Genomic DNA, 14640 nt, shown 5'->3' with positions numbered 1-14640 from the left:
CCTGGTGCGCTGGGAGAAAAGGGCCGATACCTACTTGGCGATGCTCCACTTGGCGCTGGGCATCATCACGTGGCGGACATGCCTATCGAAATAGGCTCTTAACAAGCTGCTTAACGGTGACGCCGCAAACGGCGCACGTTAGCTCTACGGTCAGGCTCGCCTGGTCGTCCGCTTCTGGCCGAATACTGCCATTGCCTGTAGAGGCAATGGCAGTTTTTTATATTTTCCCCAACCCACTCACTCTCATCACCCTTCTTTCCACCGCATGCAGCAGCTGGCCGCGCCCGGTCTCGACCAGGGTGAGCCAGTGGCGGGCGCGGGTAATGCCGGTGTAGACCAGCTCTCGGGTGAGGATGGGGTTGGGGGCGTCGGGGAGCAGCAGGGCGGTGTGGGTGAATTCCGAGCCCTGGGACTTGTGTACCGTCATGGCGTAGACCGTCTCCACCGCCTGCAGGCGGCTGGGCAGCACCCACTTGATCTGGCCGCTGCCGTCCCCGGCGGGGAAGGCCACGCGCAGCGCCGGGCCGCGTTTTGCGCCATCGCTTGGGCTTGCCGGCTGCGGCAGCGCCAGGGTGATGCCGATATCGCCGTTCATCAGCCCCAGGCCGTAGTCGTTGCTCGTCACCAGCACCGGGCGGCCGGGGTACCAGAGCCGGCGGCCGTCGCCGGTGTCGATCAGTCCTTCCTTCTCCAGCGCGACGCGGATGCGCTCGTTGAGCCCCTCCACGCCCCAGGGGCCGCGGCGCAGGGCGCAGAGCAGCTGGAACTGGCCGTGGGCGGTGAGCACTGCGTGGGCCCAGTCGTCCAGGGCCTCGCGGTCGATCTCGCCATCCGCGCCTGCCTGCGGCGCGGCGTGCTTCATGGCTTCCAGGTTCTGCATTACCTCTAAATAGTGGCGATAGCCCACCGGCGGCGGTAGCGGCTGGCCGCGCAATGTGTGGCCCTTGCCGCGGCTCTTTCCTCGATCAGGGAAGCCCGCGGCGTTCCCCGAAACCACCAGTTGCTCCAGCTTCCGGTCGTGGTCGGTCTCGAGCTTGAGGTGTGAGAGGTCGGCATAGCCGTGGGTAAGTACCGCGCGAATGGCGTCGCGCTTCTCTCTGCCCGGCACATCGCCGTTCACTGCACCGGCGAGCCGGCCGATGCCGCTCTCGGCATCGAAGCGGTGGCTTACGCGCAGCATGGCGATGGCCTGGTCCAGCGGGGCACCATCGGCGTCGAGCATCTCCGGCGACAGCGCCTGGCCGGTGGCTTGGCTCAGCCACGCAGCGGTTGCCGGGGTGTAGTGGCCGCCCTCGGCCCGGGCGCACAGGTCGCCGAGCACCGAGCCGGCCTCCACCGAGGCGAGCTGGTCCTTGTCGCCCAGCAGCACCAGGCGGGCGCGAGGTGGCAGGGCGTCGAGGAGTGCGGCCATCATCTCCACGTCGACCATGGAGGCCTCGTCCACCACCAGTACCTCCACTGGTAGCGGGTTGCGGGCGTGGTGGCGGAAGTGGCGGGTATCGGGGCGCGAGCCCAGTAACCGGTGCAGGGTGGTGACCTCCGTTGGAATCGCCTGGCGAAGCCGGGTGGTCTCGTCTTCGGCACCGGCAAGCAGCGGCGCAAGCGCTGTCAGGTCCAGCCCCGAGACCTGCCCGGCGATGGATTCGTTGAGCCGTGCGGCGGCCTTGCCGGTGGGAGCGGCCAGGCGGATGCGTAGCGCTCGCGGGCCTTCCCCCAGTGCCAGGGCCTGCAGCAGCGCGAGCAGCTTGACCACGGTGGTGGTCTTGCCGGTGCCGGGGCCGCCGGTGATCACCGCGAAGGGCGAGCGGGCGGCCAGGGCGCAGGCGGCCTTCTGCCAGTCCAGGGTGTCGCTGGAGGGGAAGAGGGCGGCCAGGGCCTGGGAGAGCGTCGACGTATCGGTGGCCGGTTCCGGACGTCGATCGGTGCCATCGCGCGGCGCCGATGGCGCCAGTCGAGCGGCGATATGCTGCTGGATCGAGCGCTCGTGGTGCCAGAAGCGGCGCAGGTAGAGCCGGGTGCCGTCGCGCACCAGCGGGGTGTTGCCGGGGCCGTGGCCGACGACAAGCGGGTGAGTGAGCGCTTGCTGCCAGTCGGCCAGCGCCAGCTCGCCGAGCAGCTGGCTGGGCCGTGGCGGCGGGTCCTCCAGGCTGTCGCCCTCCGGCGGCAGCGAGAGGGCGAGATCCGGCTCGGCGAGGGTCTGGGCGAGGTCCAGGCAGACGTGGCCGCGTCCGAGCTGGTGGCTGGCCAGCGCCGCGGCGAGCAGCAGCGGCGCGGGGGCGTCGGCTACCTCGCGGGCCAGGAAGGCGGCGAAGGCGCGGTCCAGGGCGCGCAGCCAGCCGCGGGCCACCCAGCGGTCGAGCAGGGCGAACAGCGCCTCGGTGTCGTGCAGGGCCTCGTCGGTGTGCGGGTGGTCACTCATGGCTGGGCTCTTTTGTCGTGACATGCTGGGCATCGCGGAACAGGGCGTCCAGTGCTTCGATCAGCTCACGGGACGGGCGCTCGCGATGCACCCCGCGGGAGGGCGCGTGCTGGCCGCGCAGGAAGACGTAGAGCGCCCCACCCAGGTGGCGGTCGATGTCGTAGTCCGGCAGCCGCGATTTGAGCAGGCGGTGCAGGGCCAGCAGGTAGAGGCAGTACTGCAGGTCGTAGCGCTTCTCGCGGACCGCCTCCGCCATGGCCGCCTCGGCGTAGGCCTCGTCGTCGCGGCCCAGGTGGTTGGACTTCCAGTCGAGCACGTAGAAGCGCCCCTCGTGCTCCACCACCAGGTCGATGAAGCCCTTGAGCATGCCGTTGAGCCGGTCGTGCTCCAGCGCCGGGCGGGCGGTGCCGCCCAGGGTGTGAGCGCTCACCAGTGCGTCCAGGCGGGCGGTGTCGACCTGGTGGGCGGCGAACCAGAACTCCAGCTCCACCTGGTAGTGATCACTCTCCAACCGGTCGAGGCGCAGCGGCGCCACCGGCCCTTCCGGGGCCTGCGGCACCGGCAGCTCGCTTTCCAGCAGGCCACGCAGCCAGGCCTGGAGTGCCGGGATGCGCTCGCGCCAGCCGCGCAGGTTGGCGCGCCGCGCCAGGGTGTCATTCAGGCGCTCGGGCTCGGCGGCCAGCCGTGAAAAGCCCTCGCGGCCGGCCCACTCCAGCAGGCCGTGGAGGAAGGTGCCCGCAGCCGGCCCCCGAGGGAAGCGGTGCATGGAACGATCTGCGCTCGACAATACGGCGTTGATATCTTGCTCGAAATACTCATTTACTGACTTGTAAACTCCGTTTTCTCGCAAGATATCGCCTTGTCTTGCCTTCGCTCGATGGCGTTCCATATCCAGTTGTGCTCTGTCGCTCGGTTCGTCGCGCATCTCCCGGGCGGTGGCTTCAAGAGCGGTCTCGGGCTCTTCTATAAAGAGCGCGGTCTCGGGTTCTTCCATAACGGGCTCTTCCATAAACAGCGCCGTTTCGGGCTCTGCTTCCTCACCACCGATGCGTTCGCCGCCCAGGCGCAGCGCCGAGTAGCTGGCGATCCACCAGTGATCGTGGGCGCGGCGGGCCGGGGTGAGGGCTTCGCGCAGCGTCTCGCCGTTCGCCTCGATAGGCACTATCAAGTCATCGGGCTCGGGGGTCGGCTGCACCGTCAGTTCCGTCTCCTCTGCCCCTTGGGCGAGGGGGAAGAGGGCATCGAGCAGGGCTTGGGTCGAGGGCGGCGAGAGTGGTGCCCCGGCGGTGAGCACTTGGCCGATGGCGCTGCGCTCCAGCCCCTTGAGCGGGGCGATGCCCAGCCAGGTGGCGTGGCGGGCGCGGGTCAGCGCCACGTAGAGCTTGCGCAGATCCTCGCCGAGGCGTTCGTCGTCGGCGCGGGCCAGTAGCGTCTCGTCGGCTGCCAGCGAAAGGTGGCGCCGGCCCGCCTCGTCGTGCCAGGTGAGCGGCAGGTCGCTGGCCTTCTTCTCGCGGAAGGCGCAGATGAAGGGCAGGAAGACCAGCGGGTACTCGAGCCCCTTGGACTTGTGGATGGTGATCACCTGCACCAGGTCGGCATCGCTCTCCAGGCGCAGGCGGTGGGTGTCGGCCTGCTGTGGCGGATGGGCGCGGGCCTCGCCGAGATGGCGCAGCAGGGCATGCTCGCCGTCGAGCTCGGCGCTGGCCTCCTGCAGCAGCTCGCCGAGATGCAGAAGATCGGTGAGCTGTCTTTCCCCGCTGGCGCTCTTGAGCAGCCGGGTGGGCACGGCGAAGTCGGCGAGCAGCCGGTGCAGCATGGGCAGCACGCCCTGGCGCTGCCACTGGCGCTGGTAGGTGCGAAACTGCAGCACGCGCTCCTCCCAGGCCAGCTCGTCGTGCTGCAGGGCGTCGAGATCGGCGATCCCCATGCCCAGGCTGGGCATGGCCAGTGCCGCGTGCAGGTGCCGCTCGCTGTCGGGCTCGGCGCAGGCGGCCAGCCACACCTCCAGCTCCAGGGCCGCCGGGGTCTCGAACACGCTCTCCTTGTCGGAGAGGTAGACGCTCTTGATGCCGCGCTCGAGCAGCGCGCCGCGGATCGCCTTCGCCTCGTTCGCGTTGTTGACCAGCACGGCAAGGTCCGAGGGCTTGAGTGCTCGAAAAGGCTCGTCCGGCTCGCTGAAGCCGGTGCGCCCGGCCTGGCCCTCGCGCAGCAGCTCGGCCATGCGGGTGGCGCAGCGCGCGGCCATCGCCTTGAAGTAGGCGCCCTTGCTCATGCCCTCTTCGGAAGCACCGTCCTCGGTTGGCAGGTGCCAGAGCGTCATGGCCGGCAGCGGTTCGCCGTCGCGGGTCAGTGAATCCTTCCTGCCCTTGGCTGCCACGGGTAAAAAAGGCACCGGGTTGTCGCCCTCGGGCGTCTTGAACAAAAAGGCGCCGCGGCCGGCGGGGTGGGTCTCGGCGAAGCGGAACACCCGGTTGACCGCCTCCACCATGGCGGTGGCCGAGCGGAAGTTGGTGCCGAGTGTCACGTGGCGACCCGCGGTGTCGCGTCGCGCCTGCAGGTAGGTGTGGATGTCGGCGCCGCGGAAGGCGTAGATCGCCTGCTTGGGATCGCCGATCAGCAGGATACTGCTGGGGGCGTCGGGGTCGGGGGCCTCGGCCAGACGGTAGACGTGGTCGAAGAGCCGATATTGCACCGGGTCGGTGTCCTGGAACTCGTCGACCAGGGCCACCGGGAACTGGCGGCGCACGTGGGCCGCCAGCGCCTCGCCGGCGGGGCCCTCGAAGGCGCGGTCGAGGCGCTCGAGCAGGTCGTCGGGGCCGAGCTCGGCGCGGCGTTGTTGCATGCGCTCGCGGCGCTCGCTCATCCAATGCACGGCGTGGGCCAGCAGGTCGGCGTGGGCATCGGGCAGGGCCTCGAGGCGTGTCGGCAGCTCGGCCAGGGCGTGCAGGGCCGGGTGGTCCAGCGGCTCGCCCGTCTTCCAGATCTCGGCGATGCCCGTGGGTGTCAGACGGTGCCAGGCAGCGGCCTTGCGATCCAGGTCCGGCCAATCCATGTCGGTTGTGGCCCACTCGCGCAGCTTGTCCAGCCAGTTGCTGCGATGGTCCTTGCGCATCTTGCTGCCATTGAACGCCTTGGCTTGCTGACCTTCATCGAACAGCCTGGCGAGTTCATCCACCCAGGCGGGCCAGGGCGCCTTGAGCTCGCCCAGCACCTGCTCGCGCTCGGCCTGCATGGCTGCGAGAGCCTCGGCGGGCGGCGGGGCGTCGGGCAGCAGGTCGGCATCGCCCTGCAGGCGGCGCACGTCGTCGGCCAGCGCATCGGGGGTTTTCCAGTAGCGGTTGACCACCGCCAGGGCCTCGGCGTCCAGCGCGTAGTAGAAACTGCGCCAGTAGTCTCGCGCGACTTCCAGCTCGAGCTCCGACTGGTCGAGGTTCATCGCCAGGGAGAACAGGCTGCCGCTCTCGAAGGCGTGCTCACGCAGCATGCGGTGGCACCAGGCGTGGATGGTGGAGACCGCGGCCTCGTCCATCCACTCGGCGGCGAGCTGCAGGCGGCGCGCGCAGGCTGGCCAGCGCTCTTCGGGGTAGCTATCGCGGAGGGCGATCAGGGGGTCAGACCCCTCAGCGGACTTTGGGGTCAGACCCCCAAGGGATCTTTGGAATGCATCGGCAACCTCCACCAGCCGGGCGCGGATGCGGTCGCGCAGTTCTCGGGTGGCGGCGTTGGTGAAGGTCACCACCAGGATCTCGGGTGGGGTGAGGGCCCGGGGGAAGCTCTCGGCGTCCGCCTCGTCCCGCGGGCCCAGCACCAGGCGCACGTAGAGCAGGGCGATGGTGAAGGTCTTGCCGGTGCCGGCGCTGGCCTCGATCAGCCGGCTGCCGGTGAGCGGCAGGTGGATCGGGTCTAGGGTGGGTGGCGTCTGTTCCGGTGTGCTCATGGCGTGCCTCCCCTGCCCTTGCCGCTATTGCCCTCTTTCGCCTTTGGCGTCTTCACCGCGCGCAGCAGCGGGGCGTAGAGTCGCTCGGCGAGCTCGGCGAAGCCGCCTCCTTCCGCCGACTGGACCAGCGCCTCGAGCTCCGGCCATTGGCGTTGCAGGTAGGCATCGCGGCCGCGCTCGCCGTGGTCGTTGTTGTAGCCGCTGCCATGGAAGGCGCTGTCCAGCGCCTTCCAGGCCTTGGCGTCCTCCTCGCTGGCCTCGCCGGCGAGGCAGCGGACCATGGCCTGGGGCGTGCCGCCCCTCTCCAGCCAGGCGAAGGCGGTGTCCCGGGCCAGCGGCAGCGGGGTGGACATGCCGAGCTGCCAGGCCGTGGCGATGTTGGCCAGGTGCGCGAGTGCCTCGTCCGCGGGCAGCGGGGCGAGGGTGCCGCCGCCGGCGCGGGAGAGCAGCCGGGTGGTCATGGGCCCCTCCCGCTGGCCGGCCAGGTGGGCGACCCAGGGCTGGAGCCAGTGTCGCCACTGGTACTTGTTGTTCTTGATCAGGCTGCTGGTGGTGAGCAGCACCCGGCAGCGCTCCATGGCGTCGTTGACGCGCAGCTCGCCCAGCCAGTCCTCCAGCACCAGGCTCCCGCCCAGGGTGTCCCGCCATTCCAGCGAAACGATCAGCGGCTCGTGCATGGCGTGGGGCCACTCGTCGAGTACCTGGCGATACTCGGCGAAGAGGGTGTCCATGGGTTCGACGAGCTTGTCGCGCATCTGCTCGGCGAAGCCGCCCATGGCCAGCCGCCCCTGGCGCTCGAGGCGCTCCAGGGTGGCCAGCATGGCGGGCTCATGGGGCTCGCCGGCCTCCACCGCCGCGCGGCTCGCCTCGATCAGCGCATGCTGGAGCTGCCAGTGTTCGAGGCCGTCTAGAACGAAGGGTTCGTGGTCGAGGCGCTCCATGGCCTCGATCTCCAGATGCACTTTCAACCGTGTGGTGTAGAAAGCCTGCACCGGCGCCTTGAGAAACTGGCCCAGCTGGGCCAGGGTCAGCGGGCTCTCCTGGCGGAAGGGGGCCAGCGGGGCCTCCTCCCCCGCCGGCGACGCAGGAGCGACATCAGCGCGGTGTAGCTCCCGCCACTCGTGGGCAAAGGTGGCAAGGTGGGAGCCTTCGCGGAAATAGTCGATGCTGAAGGGCTGCAGCGGGTGCTCGGTGGTCAGCGCCGCCAGCAGCGCCTTGCCGTCGCTATCGTCTGCCTTTCCGGCCAGCCGCCAGCCGCGGGCCAGGTGGTCGCGCAGCTGGCCGAGCAGCACCGAGGGCGGCTGCTCGCTGTTGTCGACGATGCTGCGCCCCACCCAGCTGATGCTCAGTCGGTCACGGGCCGAGAGCAGCGCCTCGAGGAACAGGTAGCGGTCATCCTCGCGGCGCGAGCGGTCGCCGGGGCGGTAGTCCTGGGCCATCAGGTCGATGTCCAGCGGGCGCTGCACCCGCGGGTAGTCGGCATCGTTCATGCCCAGCAGGCAGACGTGGCGGAAAGGGATGGCGCGCATCGGCATCAGCGTGGCGATGTTCACCGCCCCGGCCAGGAAGCGCTGGGAGAGGCTTGCCTCGTCCACCTGGGCGAGCCAGTGCTCGCGCACCACCGAGAGCGGCAGGGGCTCGCTGAGTTCGGCCTCCTCGGCGCTCTCCTGCCAGGCGTCAAGGGCCTGCTCGAGGCGGGTCAGCGCCATCAGGTCCTGGTCGGACTCGGCCAGCAAGCAAGTCTCCAGCAGGTGGCGCAGCCGCTCGCCCCAGGTGGCTACGTCGGCTGGTTCGGCAAGCGTGCGCCACTGTTCCTCCAGGGTGTCGACCAGTTCCACCAGCGGGCCGGCCAGCGCCGCCTCCAGCCCACCGATGTCGTCATAGGGTTCGATGCCCTGCCAGTGGCCCTCGGCGGCGTCGCCCACCGCATAGCCAAGCAGCAGCCGGCGCAGGCCGAAGGCCCAGGTGTTGGCGGTGAGGCCTTCCGGCAGGTCGAGGCTCTGGCGCTGGCGGGCGTCGAGGCCCCAGCGGATGCCGGCGCCCTCGATCCAGCGGCGCAGGGTGGGCAGGCCACCCTCCGGGATGGCGAAGCGCGCGCGGATGGCCGGCACCTCCAGCAGGTCGAGCAGGTCGCTCACCGAGAGGCGCAGCTCCGGCAGGCGCAGCAGTGATTCCAGCGCGATCAGCAGCGGCAGGCGGTGGCGGCTCGCCTGGTCGGAGAGGGTAAAAGGGATATGGCGCGGGTCGTCGGGGGCTAGCCGGCCGAATACCGCCTGCACGGCGGCAGCGTACTGGTCGACATCGGGCACCATCACCAGGATGTCCCGGGGTGTGAGGGTCGGGTCCTCGCTGAAGGCGGCCAGCAGCTGGTCGTGGAGGATTTCTACCTCGCGCAGGGCGCTGTGGGCGACCTGGAAGCGCAGCGAGCGGTCACGACTCGGCTCCACCGCGGGCCAGGTCTCGCGGGTCTCGGCGAGCGGGCGCAGCTCGAGGATGTCGTCCTGCAGCTGGCGCAGCAGGCTGGGCTCGGCCTCGCTATCTTCCTGCTCCAGCGGTGAGTCGAAGAGATCGATGCGCAGCGCCTCGCCCTCGAACAGGCTGCAGTAGGCCTGCTGTTCGTCGAACTCGTCGAGCAGGCGCAGGTAGTCGCGCCCCTGCTTGCCCCAGGCGGCCAGCAGCGGCTGGGCGTGCAGGTGCAGCTCGGTCTCGGCGAGATCCGTCGGCATGCCGGGACGGCGCTGCTGGCGGCGTCTCTCTGCTCTCAACAAGTCCTTGTGTTCAATGATATCTGCCCAGTAGTGACGGCAGGGGTTGTGTACGCAGAGCAGCACCTGGCTGACCCGCGCCATGGCGGCCAGCGCCTCCAGCGTCTGGGCGGGCAGCGAGGAGATGCCGAAGACGATCACTCGGCGCGGCAGGCCCGGTGGCCGGCGCTGTTCATAGGACAGCTGAGGGCTTTCAAAGGACAGCTGAGGGCTCTCGCTCGTCAGCGCCTGGCACGCCTCGAGGAAGCGTTCATGCACCGCCGCGCGGCTGGAGGCCAGGCCCTCTTCTCCAATGTCATCGCGTAGCGCCCGCCACAGCTCGGCCTGCCAGCGCTGTTCCGGGGCCAGTGGGCGCACCTCGCCGCGGGCGGTGAGGATCACGTCGTCGCCCGCGGCCCAGGCGGTTAACCAGTCGGCGCGGTAGACCTGGTACTGGTCGAAGAGGTCGGCCAGGCGCTCGGCCAGCTGGTGACGCTTGCGCAGGTCGCCGTCGTTATCCAGGAAATGCGCCAGGGGCGCGAAGGTGGGCGAGTCGAGCAGCGCCGGCAACAGGCGCATCAAGCGCCACACCAGGCGCGGCTTGTCGAAGGGCGAGACCGGCGGCACCTGCTCTTCTCCCAGCACAGCCCGGTAGGCCTGCCAGAGGAAGCGTGCCGGCAGGGTGACGTCCAGGGCGGCGGCGATGCCGGCGCCGCCGTGGGCACGGTCCTCGGCGAGCGCGAGCTTGAGCCACTGGCTGATGCCGTTGCTCTGCACCAGGATCGTCTCGTTCTCCAGCGGCGAGAGCGGGTGGCGGCGCATCCATGCCACCACCAGGCCGCGCAGTGCCTCCAGGCGGTTGCCGTGAATCACCATAAAGCCAGGCTGCAGGGCGGTGTCGTCGAGGGCGGGCATGGCGCGGTTCCTTCGCTGGGTGCCAAGGCATTCGCCCCCATGGTGCCATATTCGCGGGGCGCGGGTTGCGCTTCGTCCTTGTCACTTTCCCGGTGGCCTGTTTGACTGGCCCTCGCCCTCGTCGACGAAAGGAATCCCCACATGCCTCAACCACTGAACCGCCACAACCGCGCCCGCCAGGTCCTCGATGCCATCCGGGCGGCCAATGCCCCGCTCTCCGATCAGGACCGGGCAGCAAAGTACGCCAAGCTCGGCGAGTCGCCCTATCGCTTCTTTCGCGGTACCAACCACCTCTACTGGGATGATGTCTGGCACGACTGGCGCTTTGCGCTGTTCGGCGGCCGGGTGGAGACCCAGACCTGGCTGCAGGGCGATGCCCATGCCTATAACTTCGGCGCCTATGGCCACCACGACGACACCGTGCGTTACGGCATGGACGATTTCGACGACGCCATCATCGGTGATTACCAGTACGACCTGTGGCGCCTGGCCATCAGCGTGGTGCTGGATGCCCGGGAAAACGTCGGCCTTTCCGGCAAGGGAATTCGCAAGGCCCTCTCGGCGCTGGTCAATAGCTACCATGACGAGCTGGCCGGCCACGTGGAGGGCGAGGTGCCCGGCGCGGTGACCCTGGCCACCGCCAAAGGGCCGCTCGAGCCCTTTATGAACAAGGTGGGCAGTAAGAAGAGCCGAGCGAAGATGCTCGACAAATGGACCGTGCTGAGCGATGACGGCCGGTACTTCGCCGAGCGTCCCGGCAAGCTGGCGGCCCTGCCGGCGCCCCTGGCCAGCCAGTTACGCAAGGCCGTGGAGGAGGAGTACCGCCAGACGCTGCACGGTGCGCAGGCGGAGGCGGAGTACGGTCACTTCCGTGTCAAGGACGTGAGCCGGCGGCTGGATGCCGGCACCGGCTCGCTGGGGCTCGAGCGCTTCTATGTGCTGATCGAGGGGGGCATGGATCACGCGCACGACGACGTCATCCTCGATATCAAGCAGCAGACCCCGCCGGAGGGCTGGCGGCTGATGAGCGCTGCCGAGAAGCAAGCCTGGCGGCGCACCTTTCCCCACGAGGGAGTGCGCCACGCCGCGGCCTTCCTGGCCATCGCCGAGCATCCCGACCCCTATCTGGGCTGGCTGCACCTGGGCGAGACAGTGTTCTCGGTGCGCGAGCGCTCGCCCTACAAGGAGGACTTCCCGACCCACAAGCTCGATGGCGCCAAGCCCTATCGCAAGCTGGTAAAACAGTGGGGGCGCATCCTGGCCCGCGAGCACCTGCGCGGCGCGCATGCACTGAACCAGGATGATCCGGGGCGTTTCGCCCGCGCCGTTGTGGCATGCATCGAGGGTCGGCGCGAGCGTTGCGTGGAGCTGGTGAGTGCCCTGGCGCTCAACTATGCCGACTGCGTACACCAGGACTATGCCATCTTCCTGGCAGGCAACGATTTCCCGGCACGCAACGCGGCGACTCCTTCCTGAGCGCTAGGTGATGCCAGGCACGCCGCGTTCCGTCGTCGCCGCGAAGTGAGCTATGCTCAAAGAGAGACCGGCCTATGTCGGGTGCGGTCGATTCCTCAAGACCCGAAAGGAGGCATGTCATGACAGGCCCAACGTCTCTCTTTACTCCCCTTGCCAAGGCAGTCTCGTGCCCGTTGGCCGTTGCGCTGCTGTTTGCCGCGGCGCCCGCCGTGGCCGAGGAAGGGAATGATCTCACCTTCACCGGCGACGCTACCTTCATCGCACCCCACGGCGGCCAGACCATCCATGTAGCGCTCTACGATGTGGTGGCCGGGAAGGTACTGACCACCCAGCAAGGCCAGGTGGCGGCGAATGAACCGCCGGCCTTCTCCTTCAGCTTCCCCAGCGCGCTGGAGGCGGGCAAACTCTATGACGTCCACTACTGGATCGATTCCAACTTCGGTGGTGGCAGCGAAGGCAGCTGTGACCCGGTGAACGTCGACCACCAATGGCGGGTTGCGCTGACTGACATCACGGGGCCCGTGGATATCCAGGAGGCCCATGCGCCTGGCGAGCAGGCGCCCGTCTGCACCAGCTTCAAGTAGCAGCGTCGGCGACATCGCTCCCTTGGACAACCAAGCCCGAGGGGGCGACACTCTCGGGCTGATCCCTAACGCGAGACCACACATGAGCGACTACCTGCTGGACGAACACGACCTAAGCCCGGGCAAGATCTACCGCCTGCTCTCGGGCAGCATCTGCCCGCGGCCGATCGCCTGGGTCTCGACCCGGGACGCGGCGGGCAACGCCAACCTGGCGCCTTTCTCGTTCTTCAACGTAGTGAGCGCCAACCCGCCGGTATTGGGTTTCTCGCCGCTGCTCGACGGCGACGCCAATCCCAAGGACACCATCCGCAACCTCGATGAGGTGGGGGAGTGCGTGGTGCATATCAGCGGCGAGGGACTGGTCGAGGAGATGAATGCCACCAGCGCCGGGCTGGCGCACGGTGACGACGAGTTCGCTCACGCGGGTCTGGAGAAAGCCGCCATGTCCGGGGTCTCGGTACCACGGGTGGCCGGCGCCCCGGTGGCTTTCGGCTGCCGGCTGCGCGAGATCATCCGCTTCGGCGACCAGCCGCTGGCCGGCAACCTGGTGCTTGCCGAAGTGGCGTCGATCCACATCGACGACGCCCTGTGGGATGGCCGCCACGTTAGCGTCGAGGGGCTCAAGCCCATCGGCCGCATGGCTGGCAATGACTATGCCCGCTGTACCGACCTCTTCGAGGTGGTGCGCCCGGCCTCGGGCAGTGCTATGAGCCGCCAGCAGCGCGGCGGCTGAAGCCCTTCCGGCTGACCGGCCCCTCGGGTGTCATGGTCAAGGGTCATCTTCGCACTCTGCTCCCAGAAGCGCTTTGATGCGTTCGCCATCACCGAGGGCCGCGTTGCACAAGTCGTTCTCGCTATCCGGTGGATTACCGTTTTTGAGCATCTTGCGGAAGACAGCATAAGCGTCGTGCTTGTTTTCATAGGTGCGCCTGGTGGAATCGTCGTTGACCCAGGCATAAATCAGGATCTTGCTAGCAAAGTCGTAGCGAAAGAATAATCGGTACTGCTGATAAAATGTTGCCCAGCGCCAATGGATGTGCTCTGTTCCAAGGGTGTTCCCTTGACGATACTGAGCGACTGAGGGGGCCTGGGGTATGTCGCTCAGGGCCAGCTTCACAATCGCTGCCAAGCGCTTGGTGGCGGGCTTGCTGCGATATCCGTCAAGATCCCCTATGCCGTCGTCGGGGATAGCGAGCCTTACGAGAGAGGGGCGCCGGGCAAGCCGAGCCGGTCGGCCAGGTCGTGGAAGTCATCGGCTACCAGGTCGAAGCGGGGATCGACGCTGAGATCGGGGGTGGCATCCGGGCCGTGTTCCAGGGGACGCTTGACGAAGGCGGTGCGAAAGCCCTCGCGGTGGGCGGCCTGGAGGTCGTCCTGATGGGCGGCGACCATCAGGATGCGTTCAGGCGGCTGGTCGAGCAGGCGGGCGGCCATCTGGTAGACCTCGGGGTCGCGCTTGTAGTGGCCGGCGAGCTCCGCCGAGAGCACGCAGTCCCAGGGCAGGCCCGCGCGCTTGGCCATGTTGACTAGCAGCGAGACATTGCCGTTGGAGAGAGTCGCCAGCACGTAGCGCTCGCGCAACCGGGAGAGGCCCGCCACGCTGTCCGGCCAGGGATCCAGGCGGTGCCAGGCCCGGTTGAAGCTCTCGCGCTCGGCCTCATCGAGGGCATCACTGATGCCGAACGCATCCAGCAGGCGGTCCAGCGTCATGCGGTGCAACGCATCGAGGCGCGTCCAGGGCAGCTCGCCGCGGCGCACCCGATCCATGGCCGGCGCGTAGCCGCCGCGCCAGGCATCGGCGAAGGCCGCCCAGTCCACCGCGAGGCCCAGGCATTCGCCCAGCGCCTGGCCTTCGCGAATGACGCTGCCGCGCCAGTCCACCACGGTACCGAAGACATCGAAGGTCAGGGCCCTGACATCGGCCAGGGCGGCAAGCGATTGCGGCATCATCTGTTCTCCAGTGCCTCTTTCTCCAGGGCCTCTTCGAGCAGTTCCAGACGGTCCTGGCCCCAGAAGGGCTCGCCCTCAAGCAGGTACCAGGGCGCTCCGAAGCAGCCATCGGCCAGCGCCGCCTGGCAGGCCTCCTCCAGGCGTCGCTGGCCTGCCTCGCTCTCGGCATCCTCCAGCAGGGCCGTGCCGTCCAGCCCGCAGGCCTCGGCGATCTCGCGCAGGGTGCCCGCGTCGGCGATGTCCCGCTCCTCGGCCCAGCAGGCCCGCATCAGTGCCAGCGACAGGTCGGCGATGTCATGCCCCTGGGCTTTGGCCGTCTGCGCCAGCCGGGCCGCCGGGCGGTCATCTGTCGGGAAGTGCGCCGGCTCGAGGTTGAGGGCAATACCTAGCCGCTGTGGCCAGCGCCTGAGTTCGGCCATGCGGTAGGCCTGGCGCTCCGGGGAACGCTTGGCCAGCGGCAGCCCGCCGGTCCTGGGGAAGATCGTCCCGAGGGTGATCGGCACGTAGTCGATGCGGGCCCCGTGGCGGGCGGCGATCTTGCCGAGGCGCGCGTGGCCCAGGTAGCTCCACGGTGAGACGTGGGTGTAGTAGTAGCGGATCGTGGTCGGCATGGGC

Annotated in this window: 9 protein-coding genes and 1 pseudogene; 4 read left to right on the top strand and 6 right to left on the bottom strand. The window is 68.6% G+C overall.

The genetic code is table 11. The features are described 5' to 3' along the window. A pseudogene (locus DFO68_RS14110) lies at positions 1-94 on the top strand (IS5/IS1182 family transposase); the annotation flags it as partial. Positions 95-217: 123 nt separating this feature from the next. On the opposite strand, the gene recD reads toward DFO68_RS14110, so the two are convergent. Genes recD through recC form a run of 3 tightly spaced genes read right to left on the bottom strand, consistent with a single transcriptional unit; the run spans position 218 to position 10015 of the window. Beyond that, positions 218-2419: an exodeoxyribonuclease V subunit alpha gene (gene recD / locus DFO68_RS14105; RefSeq protein WP_243726526.1), complete on the bottom strand. Its 2202-nt coding sequence runs from the start codon at positions 2417-2419 to the stop codon at positions 218-220. Then, positions 2412-6356, bottom strand: coding sequence for an exodeoxyribonuclease V subunit beta (gene recB, locus DFO68_RS14100; protein ID WP_133484271.1), 3945 nt, complete (start codon positions 6354-6356; stop codon positions 2412-2414). Before recB ends, recD begins: the two co-directional genes overlap by 8 nt. After that, on the bottom strand, positions 6353-10015 hold the full coding sequence (gene recC, locus DFO68_RS14095; RefSeq protein WP_133484270.1) for an exodeoxyribonuclease V subunit gamma: 3663 nt from the start codon (positions 10013-10015) through the stop codon (positions 6353-6355). The genes recB and recC overlap by 4 nt, the downstream gene beginning before the upstream one ends. Before the next feature lie 141 nt (positions 10016-10156). Here recC and DFO68_RS14090 point away from each other — a divergent pair, with 141 nt between their 5' ends. The 3 genes from DFO68_RS14090 to DFO68_RS14080 all read left to right on the top strand — a co-directional run bounded on the left by DFO68_RS14090 (position 10157) and on the right by DFO68_RS14080 (position 12808). Then, entirely contained in the window at positions 10157-11491 is a 1335-nt protein-coding gene (locus DFO68_RS14090) for a DUF2252 domain-containing protein (protein ID WP_133484269.1), read from the top strand. Positions 11492-11610: 119 nt separating this feature from the next. Then, positions 11611-12075 (top strand): hypothetical protein, encoded by a 465-nt coding sequence (locus tag DFO68_RS14085; protein WP_133484268.1) that lies wholly within the window; start codon positions 11611-11613, stop codon positions 12073-12075. An 82-nt stretch (positions 12076-12157) separates the two neighbouring features. Next, positions 12158-12808 carry a flavin reductase family protein gene (locus tag DFO68_RS14080; RefSeq protein ID WP_133484267.1) on the top strand — a complete coding sequence of 217 codons (651 nt, stop codon included), beginning with the start codon at positions 12158-12160 and terminating at the stop codon, positions 12806-12808. Between the two features lie 36 nt (positions 12809-12844). On the opposite strand, the gene DFO68_RS14075 is transcribed toward DFO68_RS14080, so the two are convergent. From DFO68_RS14075 to DFO68_RS14065, 3 genes are read right to left on the bottom strand one after another with little or no spacing between them, the layout of a single operon-like run. Beyond that, the gene (locus DFO68_RS14075) at positions 12845-13249 is read right to left on the bottom strand and encodes a type II toxin-antitoxin system YhaV family toxin (RefSeq protein WP_279512843.1); all 405 of its coding nucleotides are present in this window, start codon (positions 13247-13249) and stop codon (positions 12845-12847) included. 23 nt (positions 13250-13272) lie between these two features. Further along, positions 13273-14022: a haloacid dehalogenase type II gene (locus DFO68_RS14070; protein WP_133484274.1), complete on the bottom strand. Its 750-nt coding sequence runs from the start codon at positions 14020-14022 to the stop codon at positions 13273-13275. Continuing rightward, positions 14022-14636: a 2-hydroxychromene-2-carboxylate isomerase gene (locus DFO68_RS14065; RefSeq protein WP_133484265.1), complete on the bottom strand. Its 615-nt coding sequence runs from the start codon at positions 14634-14636 to the stop codon at positions 14022-14024. The genes DFO68_RS14070 and DFO68_RS14065 overlap by 1 nt, the downstream gene beginning before the upstream one ends. Positions 14637-14640: the final 4 nt, after the last annotated feature.

The organism is Halomonas ventosae (assembly GCF_004361885.1).
GTDB lineage: Bacteria > Pseudomonadota > Gammaproteobacteria > Pseudomonadales > Halomonadaceae > Halomonas > Halomonas ventosae_C.
Note: the sequence above shows the minus strand (reverse complement) of the source record. Positions and strands in the feature narration are given on the sequence as shown.

Bases quoted from the DNA above. Each gene is read 5' to 3' on its own strand.
- DFO68_RS14065 (WP_133484265.1), bottom strand. From the start codon at position 14,636: ATGCCGACCACGATCCGCTACTACTACACCCACGTCTCACCGTGGAGC.
- recB (WP_133484271.1), bottom strand. From the start codon at position 6,356: ATGAGCACACCGGAACAGACGCCACCCACCCTAGACCCGATCCACCTG.
- recD (WP_243726526.1), bottom strand. From the start codon at position 2,419: ATGAGTGACCACCCGCACACCGACGAGGCCCTGCACGACACCGAGGCG.
- DFO68_RS14085 (WP_133484268.1), top strand. From the start codon at position 11,611: ATGACAGGCCCAACGTCTCTCTTTACTCCCCTTGCCAAGGCAGTCTCG.
- recC (WP_133484270.1), bottom strand. From the start codon at position 10,015: ATGCCCGCCCTCGACGACACCGCCCTGCAGCCTGGCTTTATGGTGATT.
- DFO68_RS14090 (WP_133484269.1), top strand. From the start codon at position 10,157: ATGCCTCAACCACTGAACCGCCACAACCGCGCCCGCCAGGTCCTCGAT.
- DFO68_RS14070 (WP_133484274.1), bottom strand. From the start codon at position 14,022: ATGCCGCAATCGCTTGCCGCCCTGGCCGATGTCAGGGCCCTGACCTTC.
- DFO68_RS14080 (WP_133484267.1), top strand. From the start codon at position 12,158: ATGAGCGACTACCTGCTGGACGAACACGACCTAAGCCCGGGCAAGATC.